Genomic DNA, 15,599 nt, shown 5'->3' on the forward strand with positions numbered 1-15,599 from the left:
AATGGCGATCGGCCCGGCCCGCCGCGGATCCGGGCACCGCGCGTAAATGGTGATCAAGGCGGCCCGCAAGCGATGTCCAAGCGGTCCGGGCTATGCCCAAGTGATGACTAAAGGGGCGGCCGGTCCAGGAAAGGCAGCCGAAGCGCATGCCTAAAGGCGGGGATCGGCCGGGCCCGAAAGTTGCCGGTGCGATCGGTGGGTACTACGCGAAAAGGCTAGGACTTTCGCGAGATACACATCGTTCATCGTCGCTGCGTGCCGGAAAGATTGCGGTGCGTCGCGGGCGGTGGCTCAGGATTCGCGGAGCGCGGGCAGCGCGGCGGCGACCGTTTCGAGAACCCTCTCGTCACCGGCATACCAGCTCGATGCCCGCGGCCAGTGCGCGAGAACGTCGGTGAAACCGAGTTCGCGGGCCCGGCCGATCGCGTCCTCGAATGCCTGCGGGCTGCTCAGCGAGAAGACCGGCGACGAGTCGAGGTTGAGATAACGGTCGACACCGCTGCGGCCGGCCTGCTCCAGCGCCGCGCCGAACCGCTCGCTGATCTCGGCCACCGAGCGCCACCACGCGTTCTCGTCGTCGACCGCCTGGGCGCCGGTGGTCACCCAGCCGTCGCCGTGCCGGGCTGCGAGACGCAGTGCCCGGGGCCCGTTCGCCGCCACGATCAGCGGGGGATGGGGCCGCTGCAGCGGGCCGGGGAGCGTACGCGCGTCCACCGCCTGGTAGTAGGTGCCGGAATACGAGACGTGGTCCTCGGTCAGCAGTCGCCCGAACAGGTCGAGGAACTCGGCGAAACGATCCACCCGCTCGCGCGGCGTCAGCGCGGGCTTGCCCAGCACGTCGGAGTCGAAGCCGAGGCCGCCCGCACCGACCCCGAGCAGCAGCCGGCCGCCTGAGATGTCGTCCACGGCGAGGGTCTCGCGGGCGAAATGCACCGGGTGCCGGAAGTTCGGGGAGGCGACGAAAGTGCCCAGCCCGATCCGGCTGGTCACGCTCGCCGCGGCGGTCAGCGTCGGGACGGCGTCGAACCAGGGACCGTCGACCAGATCGCGCCAGCCGAGATGGTCGTACGTCCAGGCGTGGTCGAAGCCGTACTCCTCCGCGCGCCGCCAGCGATGGCTCGCTTCGGACCAGCGCTGGTCGGGGAGGATGACGATGCCGATACGCATCGGGGGAACCTATCGCACCCCGCGCTCAGGGCGGCGAGCACCGGGCTGGTCAGGCCGTACGAAGCCCGTCGCTGTCATCCTCGGCGGCCGAGCCCGTCGCGACCGATGTCGCTGCGGCGTCGAAGGCCGCGAGGGCCCGCACCAGTTCGGCGCGCCGGGCCGGTGGCATCCGTTCCAGGACCTCCGCGAGCGCCGACTGCCGCCGCTCGCGGAGCTCGTCCAGCAGCCTGCGGGCCGCGGGGGTGGGCAGCAGGCGCACCTCGCGACGGTCCCGGGGGTCTGGCACGCGGCGCAGCAGGCCGGTCGCCTCGAGACGGTCGCAGAGCCGGCTCGCGGACGAGGGCACGACGTCGAGCGTCTCGGCCAGCCGGCTCATGTTGACGTGCTCGTTACGCGAGATGATCGTGAGGACCCGTAGCTGGGCCGGAGGGACGGCCGGGGACTGGGCAAGCCGGGCGCTCTCAAAGACGCCCAGCATCGACTCCACCGTCGACTCCACAGCCGCGGCGACGTCAGTGACGCGCTCCATGCCGGTCCTCTGTACTCGGGGACTGGGGGTTTTCTTGCGGTGCCTGCGTACCCGATCGCCCCGGGTTTGAAGCGTCATCGCCGCCAGTCGAGGCAGACGGTGACCGCGTCGTCGTCGGGGTCCGAACCCGCGTGGTAATCCCGGAGGCCGCGCATCACCGTACCCACTGCCTCGGTCGCGGGCTGCAGCCGCGTCCTGCGCAGTGCGGTCAGCAGGGCTGACTCACCATACGGGGTACGCCCGCCCGGCGCAGCGGCGTGCACGCCGTCGCTGACGATGAGCAGCCGGTCGGCGGGTTCGAGCGAGAAGTGCTGGGTCTCGTAACGCGTCTCGCCGAACATGCCCAGCGGCAGCTGCTGCTCCAGCGTGACCGGCCGGATCTCGCGTTCGCGGGCGATGACGGCCTTCGGCGACCCGGCGTCGACCGCGGCCACCTGCCCGCTGACGAGGTCGACCTCCAGCAGCAGGGTGGCGGTGTGCAGGACACCGGCGTAGCGCCCGTAGATAGCGTCGGACGCCAGCTCGGCCTGCTCGACGATGTTGGCGCCGGAGCGGCGGGCGTTGCGCATGGCGTTGACCGCCACCGTGCTGAGCACCGAGGCCTCGAGGCCGTCGCCGGAGCCGTTGAGCACCGTGACGGTGAGGCGGTTGCCGGAGAGCTCCCAGTCGAAGTGGTCGCCGTACACCGCGTACGCGGGTTCGAGCTGACCGGCGATCAGGAAGCGGTCATCGCCGAGGGAGCGGCCGGGCAGCAGCTCCCACTGCAGCTCGGCGGCCATCGTGAGGCGCTGGCGCCGGGTCACCTGCCGATAGCGGTCGGTGACTACGTCGGCGGCCCGCAGCGCGATGGCGAGTTCGTCCGCGATGGCCGAGAGCTGCTCGGTCAGGCCGGTGCCCGACGGCAGCGAGGTTTCCACGACGAGGACGCCCAGCCGTTCGCCCCAGACGCTGAGCGGCAGGTAGGCCCGGTTCAGCTCGGGGGTGATGTCGACAACCGGGCGCTGGCTGCCGAAGCAGCGCGGGGCGAGGGTGCTGGCGTCCTGGACGCCGGGGTCGATCAGGGGCCAGAGGCCGGTAAGGGTGAGGTCACCGAGCAGCACCTCCACCCGGCCGGCGGCGTGATGCCGGCGCAGGTGCTCGGCCACCACCTCGGGCAGCCGGTCGGGCGGTGCCGCACGCAGCAGCACGCCCAGGGGTGTCGGGCGGTCGGACAATGTGCAGCCTCTTTCCTTTGTGTGAGCTATAGCAATATTTGCCGTAGAGCAAAGATGATAAGGGGGACGCGTGGGACCCCCGCGCGGGGTCGCGCGGTGTTTCCCTGTGGCGGAGCTGTCTCCCGGTGCGGCACCAGGATGTGGATCAATGCGCGGTCGCGAAGGCCTTTTCGAAGTGGATCAGGCTGCCCCGGCGCGGGGTCGACTGCATGCGGACGTTCTCGCTGAGCGCCCGGATGAGGAACAACCCGCGGCCGTGCTCGGAGCTCTGGACCGGGTCGTCCACGGCGTCGGCGTCGAAGCCCTCGCCGTTGTCGCTCACGTCGATGGCGCAGCGGTCCTCGCCGACGTCGAGGCGTACCTCGAGGCTGTCGGCGCCCTCCGCGTGACGCACGACATTGGCGCACGCCTCGGTCAGGGCGATCTCCAGATCCTCGCCGACCTCGCGGTCGACGTGGAAGACGGCCAGGGCGCAACGGAGCAGCCGGCGGACGGCGGGAACGCTGTCGACCTCACGCGGCAGGTTCAGATGAAGCGAGACACGCATGGCGCCGACCTCCTCCGCTGCTCGTATGATCGCGATCGCCGATGACGGTGGAGTGCCCGCGCCGGGCCCCGGCTAACCCCCGGTGTGGCGGCAATCGCGGTCGGAAGGCTCCGGAAGAACGCGCCGAAGTTCCTGTTATCGCAGGCCGTCCGGGCAGTCTCCCTATCCGTGGCCGGCAAAACCGCTGCCGCGAGCAATGATCGATGCTCCACGGAGAGGTCCTCACACAGATGGCGTTTCAACCGGACACCGCGACGGTGGTGGCCGCCCGGGAGGGCGACGCGGCCGCGATCGACCGCCTCGTCGCCGGGTACCTGCCGCTCGTCTACACGATCGTCGGGCGGGCCCTCGACGGGCACGCGGACGTCGACGACGTCGTGCAGGACACGATGCTGCGGGTTCTGCGCAACCTCGGTGACCTGCGCGACCCCGAGGCGTTCCGGTCCTGGCTCGTGGCGATCACCGTCCGTCAGGTCCGCGAGCGCTACCGGGTCCGCCGCGGCACCCCGGACGCGCTGCTGCCCGACGACGTGCGCGACCCCGGCGCCGACTTCACCGACCTGGCGATCACCCGGCTCGAGCTGGCCGGTCAGCGCAAGGAGACCGCGGAGGCCACCCGCTGGCTCGACGAGGACAACCGCGAGCTGCTCTCGCTCTGGTGGCTCGAGGCCTCCGGCGAGCTGACCCGCGACGAGATCGTCGACGCCATCGAGGTGACCCGCCAGCACGCCGCCGTCCGGATCCAGCGGATGAAGGGCCAGCTGGAGACCGCCCGGGTGGTCGTGCGGGCGCTCGACGCGACCCCGCCCTGCGCGGAGCTGGCGTTCGTGCTGACCGAGTGGGACCGGCGGCCGAGCCCGCTGTGGCGCAAGCGCATCGCCCGGCACACCCGCGACTGCCGCCAGTGCTCCCCGGCCTGGTCGGGACTGGTCGCCGCCGAGCGGCTGCTGGTCGGGATGGCGCTGGTGCCGATCCCGGCGTCGCTGGGCGCCCACTTCGGTGGCTACGGAGCCGGTGCGACGGCCGCGAGCCACGTCGCCGCCCACGCGGCAGGCGGCTCCGGCAAGGCGCTCGCCACCAAGATCGCGATCAAGGGCACGGTCGGCATCGGCCGCCGGGTCCTGACGGCGGTGCTCGCAACCGGTGCGGTCGCCGGCGGTGGCGCGGCGGCGGTCGTCTACACCCACGACGACAAGCCGGTGAACAGCGCGGCGGTCGTCACGGCTGCCTCACCGACCCCGCGGCTCACGCTGCCCCCTTCCGCAACACCGAGCACGTCGCCCTCAGCGAAAGCATCGGTCAAGCCGTCCCCCAGTAAGACGAAGACGAAGACCAAGGCGGTCACCCCGGTGCCGGCCACGGAGACGTCGGCCAAGAAGGGCGTGGGCAGCTGGGAGTTCAGCGGTGCCAAGGGCGCACTCGCGGACGTCGGCGCGGGCTGGTACTACAACTGGTCGACGAACAACGACAGCATGCCGGGGCCCGCGGACGTGGAGTTCGTACCCATGATCTGGGGTAAGGCGAACGTCACCACCGCCGACCTCGCCAAGGTCAAGAAGGAGGGCGACGTCCTGCTCGGCTTCAACGAGCCGGACATGGGCGGGCAGGCGAACATGAGCGTCGAGGACGCCCTCGCCGACTGGCCGAAGCTGCAGGACACGGCGATGCGACTCGGCAGTCCGGCGGTCGCCTACGGCGCGGACACCGACGGCGGGTGGCTCGACCGCTTCATGACCGGCGCCAAGGACAAGAACCTGCGGGTCGACTTCATCACCCTGCACTGGTACGGCTCCGACTTCAGCGACGCCGCGGTGGGCCAGTTCCTCGGTTACGTCGACGCGGTACACAAGAAGTACGACCTGCCGATCTGGGTCACGGAGTACGGCCTGATGAACTTCTCCGGCTCCCCGAAGTACCCGTCGGCCGCTCAGGAGGTCGCGTTCATCCAGGGCAGCACGAAGGGCATGGAATCGCGGTCCTGGCTCGAGCGCTACGCCTGGTTCGGCCTGCCCGCGGTCGGGGACAGCGTCGACTTCGGTCTCTACAAAGACGCGAGCACCCCCACGGAAGCCGGTAAGGCGTACAAGGCCGCGGGATAGGGTCGGTTCATGATTCGGTTCGGCTACAAGGCCTCGGCGGAGCAGTTCGCCCCGCGCGAGTTGCTCCGCTACGGCATCGACGCGGAGCAGCAGGGATTCGACTCCGTCTTCGTCAGCGACCACCTCCAGCCGTGGCGGCACGACGGCGGGCACGCGCCCGCCGCGCTGCCCTGGCTGGGCGCGCTCGCGACCAGCACCGAGCGGGTGCTGATCGGCACGAGCGTGCTCACCCCGACGTTCCGCTACCACCCCGCCGTGGTCGCCCAGGCGTTCGCCACGCTCGGCTGCCTCGCCCCCGGTCGCGTCGTGCTCGGCGTCGGCTCGGGGGAGTCGCTCAACGAGGTGCCGCTCGGCCTGGCCTGGCCGGACGGCAAGGAGCGCTTCGCCCGGCTCAAGGAGGCGGTCCAGCTGATCAAGCAGCTCTGGGCCGAGGACCGGGTGACGTTCGAGGGCAACTTCTACCGCACCGAGGTCGCGACGATCTACGACAAGCCGGAGCAGCCGGTGCCGATCTACATCGGCGCCTCCGGCCCGGCGGCCACCCGGCTCGCCGGTCGCATCGCCGACGGCTTCATCACGACCAGCGGCAAGGGCCACGAGCTCTACACCGACACGCTGCTGCCGGCCGTCAAGGAGGGTGCGGAGAAGGCGGGCCGCTCCCTCGACGACCTGGACCTGATGATCGAGGTCAAGGTCTCCTTCGACCCCGACCTCGAACGGGCCCGCAACGACACCCACTACTGGGGTGCGCTGGCCCTCTCCCCGGAGGAGAAGACCGGCGTCGAGGACCCGATCGAGATGCAGCGCCGCGCGGACGCGCTGTCGGTCGACCGTACGGTCACCCGCTGGATCGTCTCCTCCGACCCGGACGAGCACGTGGCGAAGGTCGCCGAATACCTCGACATGGGCTTCAAGCACCTCGTCTTCCACGCGCCCGGCCCGGACCAGGACCGTTTCCTGCGCGTCTACGGCGAGGAGATCCTCCCGAAGCTGCGCAACCGTTAGCCGCTGCGGCGCCGGGGTTCCTCCCAGCCGGAGCCCGTCTCGCTGCCGCCCTCGCCGCGGATGACCCTGAGGTCTCCCCGGCGGCGAGGGCGCGACGGCGGCGGGACGGAGTGCCGGCCGGTCTGCTCTGCGTTGCCGGCGAAGTCTGCGTTGCCGGCGAAGGGGAAGTCGGTGCGGCGCGGGCGCTGGATCTGGGATTCCGGCAGCTCCGCGGCGCGGGGGACGACCCGGCCCGGAGTGCGGCCCCAGCGGCGGGCATATTCGGTCAGCACCGTGCGGAGCACGCGCAACGCCGCCGGGAAGAACTGCCGGGGCCGGTCGCCGTGGATGCGGGGATAGCCGACGGTCGCGACCTCGACCACGCGCAGCCCGCGGGTCGCCATCCGGACCGTGATCAGGGTTTCGATCTCGGCGCCGTCGCCCCAGGCCGGGCTGCCGCGCTTGAGGCCGCGCTGCACCGGAGCCGGCAGGTCGAGCACGGGCAGAAGCTCCCGCCAGTACGCGTTGTAGCCGCAGCTCAGGTCCGTGAACCGGGTGCGGAACGCAACGTTGACGATGCGGCTCAGCACGGCGTGCCCGAAGCGTTCGGCCGGCAGGGCGTCCTTGTGGTCGCCGCCGTATCGGAACCGGGAGCCGTGTGCGGCCTCGGCGCCGGAGAGCAGGGCGTCGACGAAGCGCGGGATCTCGCCGGGGTCGGCCGACCCGTCGGCGTTGAGGGTCACCACGATGTCGCCGGTGGCGGCGGCGAAACCGCAGGCCAGAGCGTTACCTTTGCCGCTGCGGGTCTGCCGGACCACGATCACGTCGGGACGCACCTCACGGGCGACCGCGACGGTGTCGTCGTCCGAGCGGCCGTCGACCACAATCACCTCGTCGACGGCCGGGAGGTTTTCGAGCACGAGCGGCAGGTTGTGTTCCTCGTTGAGGGCCGGGATGACAACGGTCACGCTCGGTGACCAGTTTGCGTGCGACGGGGGCGGACGTCGCGACGAGGGAGGCATGGCGGTGGCTCCTCGGCGGCGGGGCGATTTCTGGGGCGGGACACAACTTACCAATCGACTACGTTCGGTCTACCACGCGGGCACGTTGTGATTAACCGGTTCAGGCGTGGTCACGATCCACTACGGACGGTTATTAGGCTCATCCCGTCCATCTTCCGGCGATAGGGTTTTGACGGGAATCTCCCACGGAGAGGAAATCTCGTGAAACTGGGTCTGCACATCGCCGACTTCACCTGGCCCGACGGATCGGCCGGGATCGGGTCGCGACTGGCCGACATCGTGACCGCCGCCGACGAGGCCGGTTTCGAGCGGATCAGCGTCATGGATCACCTCTGGCAGATCTTCGGCAACCCCGAGGCCGAGATGCTCGAGGCGTACACCGCGCTGGGCTTCATCGCCGCGCACACCAAGCGGGCCAAGCTGCTCACTCTGGTGACCGGCGTGACCTACCGTGACCCCGGCCTGCTGGCCAAGGCGGTCTCCACGCTCGACGTGCTCTCCGGCGGCCGGGCGATGCTCGGCATCGGCGCCGCCTGGAACGAGGACGAGTCCCGGGGTCTCGGCCTGTTCTTCCCGCCCACCGCGGAGCGTTTCGAGCGCCTGGAGGAGACGCTGCAGATCTGCCTGCAGATGTTCCACGGCGACGAGCGGCCGTTCGTCGGCAAGCACTACAAGCTGGGCCGGCTGCTCAACCAGCCGTTGCCGCTGTCGAAGCCGCACCCGCCGATCCTCATCGGTGGCGGCGGCGAGAAGAAGACGCTGCGGTTCGTCGCGAAGTACGCCGACTCGTGCAACCTGTTCGACAGCCCGGAGATCGGCCGCAAGCTGGACGTGCTCCGCGAGCACTGCACGAACGAGGGCCGCGACTACGACGCCATCGAGAAGACGGCCACGCTCGCGCTCGACCCCGGGGCGAAGGGCGAGAAGGTCGACGAGCTCATCGCGAACGCCACGCGGCTGGCCGGGCTCGGCTTCACCGTCTTCCACGGGATGGTCGCCGGGGTCTCCGACCTGAACAAGATCGAGATCCTGCGGACCGAGGTCATGCCCGCGATCGAGGCCCTGTGAGCATCGAGGCGGTCGTCTTCGATCTGGACGGCGTCATCATCGACACCGAGGAGGTCTGGGAGGAGGTCCGCCGCGGCTACGTCGCGGAGCACGGCAGGGAATTCCTGCCCGACACCCAGACCCGGATGATGGGCATGAGCACCGGCGAGTGGTCCACCCACCTCAGCGAGGAGGTGGGCGTGCCCCGGGCGCCGGAGCAGGTCGCCACGGACGTGCTTGCCCGGATGGCCGAGCGTTACCGGGCGGATCTGCCGCTGATCCCGGGCTCGGTCGACGCGGTCCGCCGGCTGGCGGCAGACTTCCCGATCGCCCTGGCCAGTTCGTCGGCGCGCATCCTCATCGACCAGGTCCTGGAGACGGCCGGGATCACCGACCTCTTCCGCACGACCCTGTCGACGGAGGAGGTGCCGCGTGGCAAGCCGGAGCCGGATGTCTATCTCGAGGCCACGAAGCGTCTCGGGCTGTCCCCGGAGGTCTGCGCGGCCGTCGAGGACTCCAGCAATGGTCTGCGCTCGGCCGGCGCGGCGGGCCTGACGGTCATCGCGGTCCCGCACGGCGTCTACCCGCCCGCGGACGACGCGCTGGCCCTCGCGAGCCTGGTCATCAAGAGCCTTGACGAGCTGACGGTCGAGGCTGTGCGGAAACTGAACTGAGGTCGATCTTCGCGCCCCGGTCGCTCGCGATGCGCAGGGTGAGCCGGATGAACCACTCCTGGTTGTTCATCCAGTTCCGCATGCGGATCCCGCGGGCGGTCCGGGGTGCCAGGAACCGCCCGGCCATGTCCCCGCCCTTCTGCGCGCGCCGGGCGAACGGGCCGACCAGCTCCTCGTAGCGAGCGAAGGCCGTCGCGTGATCCGGGCTCGTGGCCAGGGCACCGGCCAGCGCGTATGCGCCGATGAGCGCATTGCTGGCGCCCATCCCGCCGATCGTGGCCCCGCACGCCGCGTCGCCGACCAGCGCGATCCGGCCCCGGGACCAGGGCTTGATGTCGACCCGGCAGATCTGGTCGAAGTACAGGTCGGAAGCGGTGTCGAGAGCGGCGAGCATGCGTGGCACCTCCCAGTCGAGCCCGGCGAATCGGGAACGCAGAATCGCCCGCACAGCGTCGAGGTCGTGGCGGTCATAGGACAGTTCGCCGGAGGAGAACGCCACGAACGCCCCGCCGTCGCCGATCGCCGCGAGCTTCCCCGGCACGTTGTAGTTGAGCGAAACTCCCGAGGGGGAGGAAGAGGGCATCTCCCACCCCGCGACGTAGTAGCCGAGATGGCTCACGAACGAGGGGCCGAAGGCCAGCCGCCGCACGGTCGAGTGCACCCCGTCCGCGCCGATGACCAGGTCGAACGTGCGCTGCAGGCCGCTGCGGAAGGTCACGTCGACGCCGGATTCCGTCTCGTGCAGCGCCGTGATCGTGTCGCCGAAGATCCACTCGGTGCGGTCGCCCGAAGCGTCGGCGAGGATGCGGGACAGCTCGCCGCGCGGCACCTCGATGTCACCGCCCGCGAAATCCGAGGGCATCTCCATCAGTCGCTCGCCGCGTTCGTCCACGAACCGCATCGTCGTGCCCCCGGTCTGGACCGCTCGTAGCTGGTCGAGCACTCCCATCTGTGCGAGCAGGTCCTGCGTGACCGGGCCGCGGTAGTCGACTGCGCCACCGCCGGGCCGTAAGGCCGGGGCGATCTCGACAACGGTCGGCCGGTAACCGTGGTGGTCGAGCCACCAGGCGAGCGCCGGCCCGGCGATGCTGGCACCCGAGATCAGAACGGTCTTCTGCATGACGTCTCCAAAACTGTGTCCGGTGGAATCAGTTGCTTCCGTGTACGGTAGACACAGTTTTCGAAAGGTGCAAGAGGATGACGATCGACTGGCTGTGGGGCGGGCGCCCGGCACCGAAGCGTGGCCCGAAGCCGACCATGACCCTGGAGGGCATCGCCGACGCCGCGATGAAGGTCGCCGACGCCGAGGGGCTGGCCGCCGTCTCGATGCAGCGGGTCGCCGCGGAGCTCGGCTTCACGAAGATGTCGCTCTACCGCTATCTGCCCGGCAAGGCGGAGCTGGTCGCGGTCATGGTGGAGCGGGCGATCGGGGAGCCGCCGACGATGTCCGAAAATGACTGGCGGCCCGCGCTGGAGCAGTGGACGCGGCAGCTGCTGGCCCGGTTCCTCGAGCACCCCTGGGCCGTCGAGGCCACCGCGGGGCGCCGGCCGCTCGGGCCGTACGAGATGGGCTGGATGGAGCAGGCACTGGCCCGGCTGGAAGGGCTGCCCCTACAGGGCGCGGAGCGGCTCGACACCATCGCGGTTCTGGCCGGGCACGGCCGGATGCTGGCACAGCAGGCCGCCGCCATGGTTGACGAGGCGGGGATGGTGGACGCCATGGGTGAGGTCATCCGGGTGCACGGTCACCGGTTCCCGCACCTGATCGCGGCGATGGGCGAGGGCGGTGCGGACCAGGCCTTCGAGTTCGGCCTGGCCCGCATCCTCGACGGGGTCGAGGTGCTGATCAGGCAGCGCAGCTGAGCCGCGCGAGCGCCCAGTCGGCGTGGTCGAAGTTCTTGCCGTCGCCGCCGTCCGTGGCGCGCAGGGTCAGGATGCGCACGCCGGTGACGTCGGCGGTCAGCGCTGCCGGTGGATCAGCGCTGCGGACAACGCCGGAAGCCGCCAACGGGACGCCGTCGCCGAGCACCTGGAAGTCGACCGAGCCCGGGGATGTCACCTCGTCGTCGATGCCGACCCGCGCCGAGAAGCCGTCGCACGCCCCGCCGAGCCAGACGGTCACCTCGCCGGGTGCGTGCATGCCCAGCCCGGTGTCGTAGACCGTTCCCCGCATGGTGAGCGGATTGCCGTCGCCGCCGTCCGCCTCGCCGTTCGACCGGTCGCGTTCCACCGGCCCATAGCCGTTGCTCTCGGTCAGGAACGGCAGCGCGCTGACGTCCGGGGTGCCGGTCGGGTCGGGCGGCGGGACCAGGGTGTGCACCACCTGCTCGACGTGGACGCGCTGGGCACCGGGGCTGTCGGGATAGCCCGGGTCGCCGGCGAAGGTGAACGTGGCCGCGATCGGGAGATCCACCGGGCCGGGCGGGACGTCGGGGCCGGGGGTGAACGTCCAGGCGCCGGTGATCGATTCGCCGCCGCGCAGGGTCGCCGCCGTCACCGGTGCGCCGGTCGTCGACCATCCCCGCGGTGCGCGCGGCTCCAGGCGTACCGAACGAAGGGGACCGCCGGCCGGAAGCGTGAAGACGGCCTTGACGCTCTCCGGGCCTCCGGAAAGAGCGAGGGTGGTCGCGGGCACCTGTCGGACCGGCTCGTCGCAGCTCGCCGACCCGGTGTACGCGCACAGCACCGTCACGAACCCGCCGTTGCCCGCGACCGGCACGCTCAGGGTGTCGCCCCGCCGGACGATCCGGCTTGTCCGTTCCAGCCCATGGTCGCCGTCAGTCAGCGTTTCGGCGAGATAGCGTCCATCGCCGAGCATCCCGAGGCCCGCCGTGACGGTGTGCGCGGGCAGCGCGGAGATGCCACCGACATACCACCGGTCACCGTGCCGGCGGGCGATCACCGTCTCCTGCCCGGGAGCGCCGGAGAGCAGCCGGGACTCGTCCCACGTGGTCGGCAGCCGGCTGAGGGTCCGCAACGCGAGCGGGTGCGACTCGTACGTCTCCGGCTTGTCGGCCAGATGCGTCCAGCCGGACTCGTAGACGAGCGCCAGCGCCACCTCGTGCGCGTCGGTCGTGTCCCTGTCGGTCACCGCCCAGGTCACCGGGGTGTAGTCCATGCCGCCCGGGACATTGCGGGTGTACGGGAAGATCGTGTTGGTCGCCGCCCGGGTCGTGAACTGCTCGGCGCCGCGCACGGCCTCCATCGTCATCACGTGCGGCCAGGTGCGCTGGATGCCCCGGGGGATCGTCGCGCCGTGGAAGTTGACCATGAGGTGCTGGGCGGCGGTGGCGGCAAGGATCTCGTCGTACCAGCGGAACCGTTCCTGGCTGTCGGAGTCCATGAAATCGACCTTCACTCCGGCGACGCCCCAGGCGCGCAGTTGCGGCAGCCGGGTGGCGCGCTCCTGCTCGGTGTCGAGGTCGGTCCAGCGCAGCCAGAGCAGCACGTCGACACCGCGGGCGCGGGCGTAGCGGACGACCTCCGGAACCCAGGCGTCGCTCCACCCCTCGTCGATCAGCACGAACGGCCAGCCGTTGCGGGCGGCGAAGTCGATGTACTGCTTCTGGCGGGCGGGATCGGCGGGGCTGCTGTGCTCCGAGAGCCAGGACCAGGCGACCATGCCGGGCCGCACCCAGGACGTGTCGCTGAGCCGCGATGCCGGGGCCAGATCGTCCACCAGCATCGACCCGGTCACCGTGGCGAGATCACCGACGACGGCGACCCGCCACGGGGTCGAGAGCGGTCCGGCTGAGGTTATGAGCGGGTCGGCCAGGCTCACTGTGTACGCCCCGGAGCCCACCGCATGCGTCAGGCGCCCGCCGTCGTAACGGCCATCCACGTCGGACTCCGTCAGCAACGCGTAGTTGCCCCCGACCCGGAACAGCGAGGGGAACCCGTAGTCACCCGTGGCCGCAGCCCCCGCCGTGGTGGGGACCCGGGTCTCCTCGTAGTTCGGCGTGTAGGGGAGCAGCCACGCCGGCGCGTCCACCGGCAGCGAGTACGACGACGCCTCACCGGTGATCGTCGCGCTCGCCGGCAGGACGTAGCGGTAGGCGGCACCCTCGCTGGAGACGCGGACGACCACGTCGAGCCGGGTGCCGTCCCGGTCGAACGAGAAGGTGGACTCGGTAAGGGTCACATCCCGGGTGAGCTGCTTGCCGGTGGTGCGGGTGTAGCGCTCCCGGACCGTACGGCCGTGGCGTCCGGTGAAGCTCAGTCCGGCGCTGAGGTCGGCGGCGGACGTGGTGAGGCCGATCGGGGCGGGCGCCAGCACCACCGCGCCCTGCCGGTCGACGCCGAAGCTGAGCCGCCCGGCATCGTCGAGGCCGAGCCGGGCGGTGACGGCACCGCCCGGCCCGGTGACGGACCAGCTCTCAGGTTCTCGCAACGGCACCGGCGCAGGAGCTGTCAGGGCCAGGGTGAGAACGATCGAGAGCAGCTGCATTCATCCATTATTGTCGATCAGGGGCGTTCTCGCTCGGGCCGGACGCCACCGGTCAGGCCGTTGGTGGTCTTCGGCTTCGCGGCGGTCGGGGTGAGGGTCGCGGGGCCGCTGACCGGCAGGACCAGCGTGCTGCGTGCCGTATCGACCTCGACGGTTGCACCGGTGTTCGGGGCCTCGGTGGCGCTGTCGCTCTGCGTCAGGATCAGGCCCAGCGTGTGCCCGGCCGGGACGATCGCGTCGTACGCGTTGACCGGCACGGTGATCGAGTACCACCGGCCGGGCTGCAGCGGCGTGGTCAGGCGCAGCGACACGTGGTGCGCCGCGTCCTGGTAGCCGCGGGTCAGCACGGCGTAATCCGTGGTGGCGACCCGCTCGGTGACGTCGAAGTAGCAGGCGTCGTCCGCCGCGGTCGACTCCCCCCAGCAGGACTCGGTCGCGGTCGTCTGCACGCCCTCGCCGCGGTTGTACTGGACGCGGGACGCCGTGCCGTAGTCGACGAGCTTGGCCGTGAGCTGCGTGGTCGGCTGGTCCACGCGTACGCGTAGCCGCACTGAGGCCGAGCCGGAGATGCGCAGCGGCCTGGTCAGCGGGCCGTACTGAAAGGCCAGCCGGCCGGCGAGTGGCGCGCCCGGGTCGGTCACGGCCGCGGCTTCGGAAAGACCCTGATCCGTGTACGCGGCCACGCCCGTCCCCAGCTTCACCGTCACCTTCCGTGTCCCCGGCAGCGGCCAGTCCCGGGCCTGGCTGAACACGCCCGGAGCGGTCTCGATCGTCGCCCGCGGCTCGCGGTCCACGCCGTTGTGCAGCCCCTGCAGCCACCGGTCGAACCACTCGTGCAGCGTGTCGACCCACTCGTCGCGGCGCAGGTCGAACGGGTCGACGTGCCCGGTCTGGTGCAGCCAGATCTTGCGCGGCACGCCCGCGTCGGCCAGCTCGTCCCACCACTTCGCGAACTGCGGGGTGGCGACGTTGAGGTCGTTCACGCCGTGCACGATGAACACGCTGGCGTGCACCTTCGACGCCGACGGCCGGTAGTCGCGGGCGGCCCAGAACGCGTTGTAGTCGGCGGTGTCCTCGGCGCTGTCGTTCGCGAGCGATTCGGTGACCGCCGCGCACTCCGCGATCCGGTCACTGACGACGCCCTGCAGGTAGTTGGGGTAGTCCGTCGAGCGCAGGGTGCCGTTGTAACGCATGTAGTCGTACCAGCTGGAGATCGCCGAGATGGGCACGATCGTCTCCAGGCCCTTGACGCCGGTCGCGGCCACGCCGTTGGCGATCGAGCCGTCCCACGACTTGCCGATCATGCCGACCTTGCCGGTGGTCCACGCCTTCGCGGTCACCGGCGTGCCGTCGGCGGCGAAGCCCCGCGCGCGGCCGTTGAGCCAGTCGATCGCCGCCTTCGCGCCGGCCACCTCGTGCGGGCCGCCGACGTCCTCGCAGCCCGTGGAGCGGTTCGTGCCGGTGAGGTCGACGCCGGCGAACGCGTACCCGCGGGGCACGAAGTAGTTGTCGTAGAACAGCGGTTCCTTGCTGATCACGCCGTTCTCGTCGTACTCCTTGAGCTCGCTCTCGTTGCCCCGGCCGCAGCATGCGTAGTACGGCGACGCGTCCATGATCACCGGCACCTTGACGCCCGGCCCGGTGCGCGGGCGGACCAGGTCGACCGCGACCCGGTCCAGGACGCCGTCCTCGTCGGCGTCGTCGGGGGTCTGCACCCAGACGCTCTCGTGGATCGCGTCGGCGTAGCTGTAGGTGGGCACGGTCTGACCACCGCGGACGTACGGTGTCCGGTCCGAAGCGTGGGCGGGAGAGGGAGCGACCAAAACGCATGTTAAGGCCACAATTAAGACTCGGAGCGCGCCAGAAGAC

The 15,599-nt window shown here is 70.7% G+C and carries 13 protein-coding genes; 5 read left to right on the top strand and 8 right to left on the bottom strand.

Annotated elements, in window-relative coordinates; translation table 11 throughout:
- Window positions 1–291: 291 nt before the first annotated feature.
- The 4 genes from Ahu01nite_RS17940 to Ahu01nite_RS17955 all read right to left on the bottom strand — a co-directional run bounded on the left by Ahu01nite_RS17940 (window position 292) and on the right by Ahu01nite_RS17955 (window position 3,457).
- Window positions 292–1,167: an LLM class flavin-dependent oxidoreductase gene (locus Ahu01nite_RS17940; RefSeq protein WP_203837682.1), complete on the bottom strand. Its 876-nt coding sequence runs from the start codon at window positions 1,165–1,167 to the stop codon at window positions 292–294.
- A 49-nt stretch (window positions 1,168–1,216) separates the two neighbouring features.
- Window positions 1,217–1,696: a MarR family winged helix-turn-helix transcriptional regulator gene (locus tag Ahu01nite_RS17945; RefSeq protein ID WP_203837683.1), complete on the bottom strand. Its 480-nt coding sequence runs from the start codon at window positions 1,694–1,696 to the stop codon at window positions 1,217–1,219.
- Window positions 1,697–1,770: 74 nt separating this feature from the next.
- On the bottom strand, window positions 1,771–2,910 hold the full coding sequence (locus Ahu01nite_RS17950; protein ID WP_239158924.1) for a PP2C family protein-serine/threonine phosphatase: 1,140 nt from the start codon (window positions 2,908–2,910) through the stop codon (window positions 1,771–1,773).
- Between the two features lie 145 nt (window positions 2,911–3,055).
- A complete protein-coding gene (locus tag Ahu01nite_RS17955; protein ID WP_203837684.1) occupies window positions 3,056–3,457 on the bottom strand; it encodes an ATP-binding protein in 402 nt (133 codons plus the stop codon).
- Window positions 3,458–3,687: 230 nt separating this feature from the next.
- Between Ahu01nite_RS17955 and Ahu01nite_RS17960 the strand changes: the two genes are divergently transcribed.
- On the top strand, window positions 3,688–5,556 hold the full coding sequence (locus Ahu01nite_RS17960; protein WP_203837685.1) for a sigma-70 family RNA polymerase sigma factor: 1,869 nt from the start codon (window positions 3,688–3,690) through the stop codon (window positions 5,554–5,556).
- A 9-nt stretch (window positions 5,557–5,565) separates the two neighbouring features.
- Window positions 5,566–6,561, top strand: a complete 996-nt coding sequence (fgd, locus tag Ahu01nite_RS17965) for a glucose-6-phosphate dehydrogenase (coenzyme-F420) (protein WP_203837686.1) — start codon at window positions 5,566–5,568, stop codon at window positions 6,559–6,561.
- Here fgd and Ahu01nite_RS17970 read toward each other — a convergent pair.
- A complete protein-coding gene (locus tag Ahu01nite_RS17970; RefSeq protein ID WP_239158925.1) occupies window positions 6,558–7,508 on the bottom strand; it encodes a glycosyltransferase family 2 protein in 951 nt (316 codons plus the stop codon). The genes fgd and Ahu01nite_RS17970 overlap by 4 nt on opposite strands.
- Window positions 7,509–7,763: 255 nt before the next feature.
- Between Ahu01nite_RS17970 and Ahu01nite_RS17975 the strand changes: the two genes are divergently transcribed.
- Both Ahu01nite_RS17975 and Ahu01nite_RS17980 read left to right on the top strand, forming a co-directional pair.
- Complete coding sequence (locus Ahu01nite_RS17975; RefSeq protein ID WP_203837688.1) at window positions 7,764–8,630, top strand: LLM class F420-dependent oxidoreductase; 867 nt, start codon at window positions 7,764–7,766, stop codon at window positions 8,628–8,630.
- Complete coding sequence (locus Ahu01nite_RS17980) at window positions 8,627–9,283, top strand: HAD family hydrolase (RefSeq protein WP_203837689.1); 657 nt, start codon at window positions 8,627–8,629, stop codon at window positions 9,281–9,283. The genes Ahu01nite_RS17975 and Ahu01nite_RS17980 overlap by 4 nt, the downstream gene beginning before the upstream one ends.
- Here Ahu01nite_RS17980 and Ahu01nite_RS17985 read toward each other — a convergent pair.
- Window positions 9,234–10,403, bottom strand: coding sequence for an FAD-dependent monooxygenase (locus tag Ahu01nite_RS17985; protein ID WP_203837690.1), 1,170 nt, complete (start codon window positions 10,401–10,403; stop codon window positions 9,234–9,236). The two genes, Ahu01nite_RS17980 and Ahu01nite_RS17985, sit on opposite strands and share 50 nt — an antisense overlap.
- A 77-nt stretch (window positions 10,404–10,480) precedes the next feature.
- Here Ahu01nite_RS17985 and Ahu01nite_RS17990 point away from each other — a divergent pair, with 77 nt between their 5' ends.
- Complete coding sequence (locus Ahu01nite_RS17990) at window positions 10,481–11,146, top strand: TetR/AcrR family transcriptional regulator (protein WP_203837691.1); 666 nt, start codon at window positions 10,481–10,483, stop codon at window positions 11,144–11,146.
- On the opposite strand, the gene Ahu01nite_RS17995 is transcribed toward Ahu01nite_RS17990, so the two are convergent.
- Together Ahu01nite_RS17995 and Ahu01nite_RS18000 are read right to left on the bottom strand one after the other, a co-directional pair.
- On the bottom strand, window positions 11,130–13,730 hold the full coding sequence (locus tag Ahu01nite_RS17995; RefSeq protein ID WP_203837692.1) for an NPCBM/NEW2 domain-containing protein: 2,601 nt from the start codon (window positions 13,728–13,730) through the stop codon (window positions 11,130–11,132). The two genes, Ahu01nite_RS17990 and Ahu01nite_RS17995, sit on opposite strands and share 17 nt — an antisense overlap.
- A gap of 17 nt (window positions 13,731–13,747) precedes the next feature.
- Entirely contained in the window at window positions 13,748–15,490 is a 1,743-nt protein-coding gene (locus tag Ahu01nite_RS18000; protein ID WP_239158926.1) for a CocE/NonD family hydrolase, read from the bottom strand.
- Between the last annotated feature and the right edge of the window lie 109 nt (window positions 15,491–15,599).

This window comes from Winogradskya humida (assembly GCF_016862215.1).
Lineage (GTDB): Bacteria > Actinomycetota > Actinomycetes > Mycobacteriales > Micromonosporaceae > Actinoplanes > Actinoplanes humidus.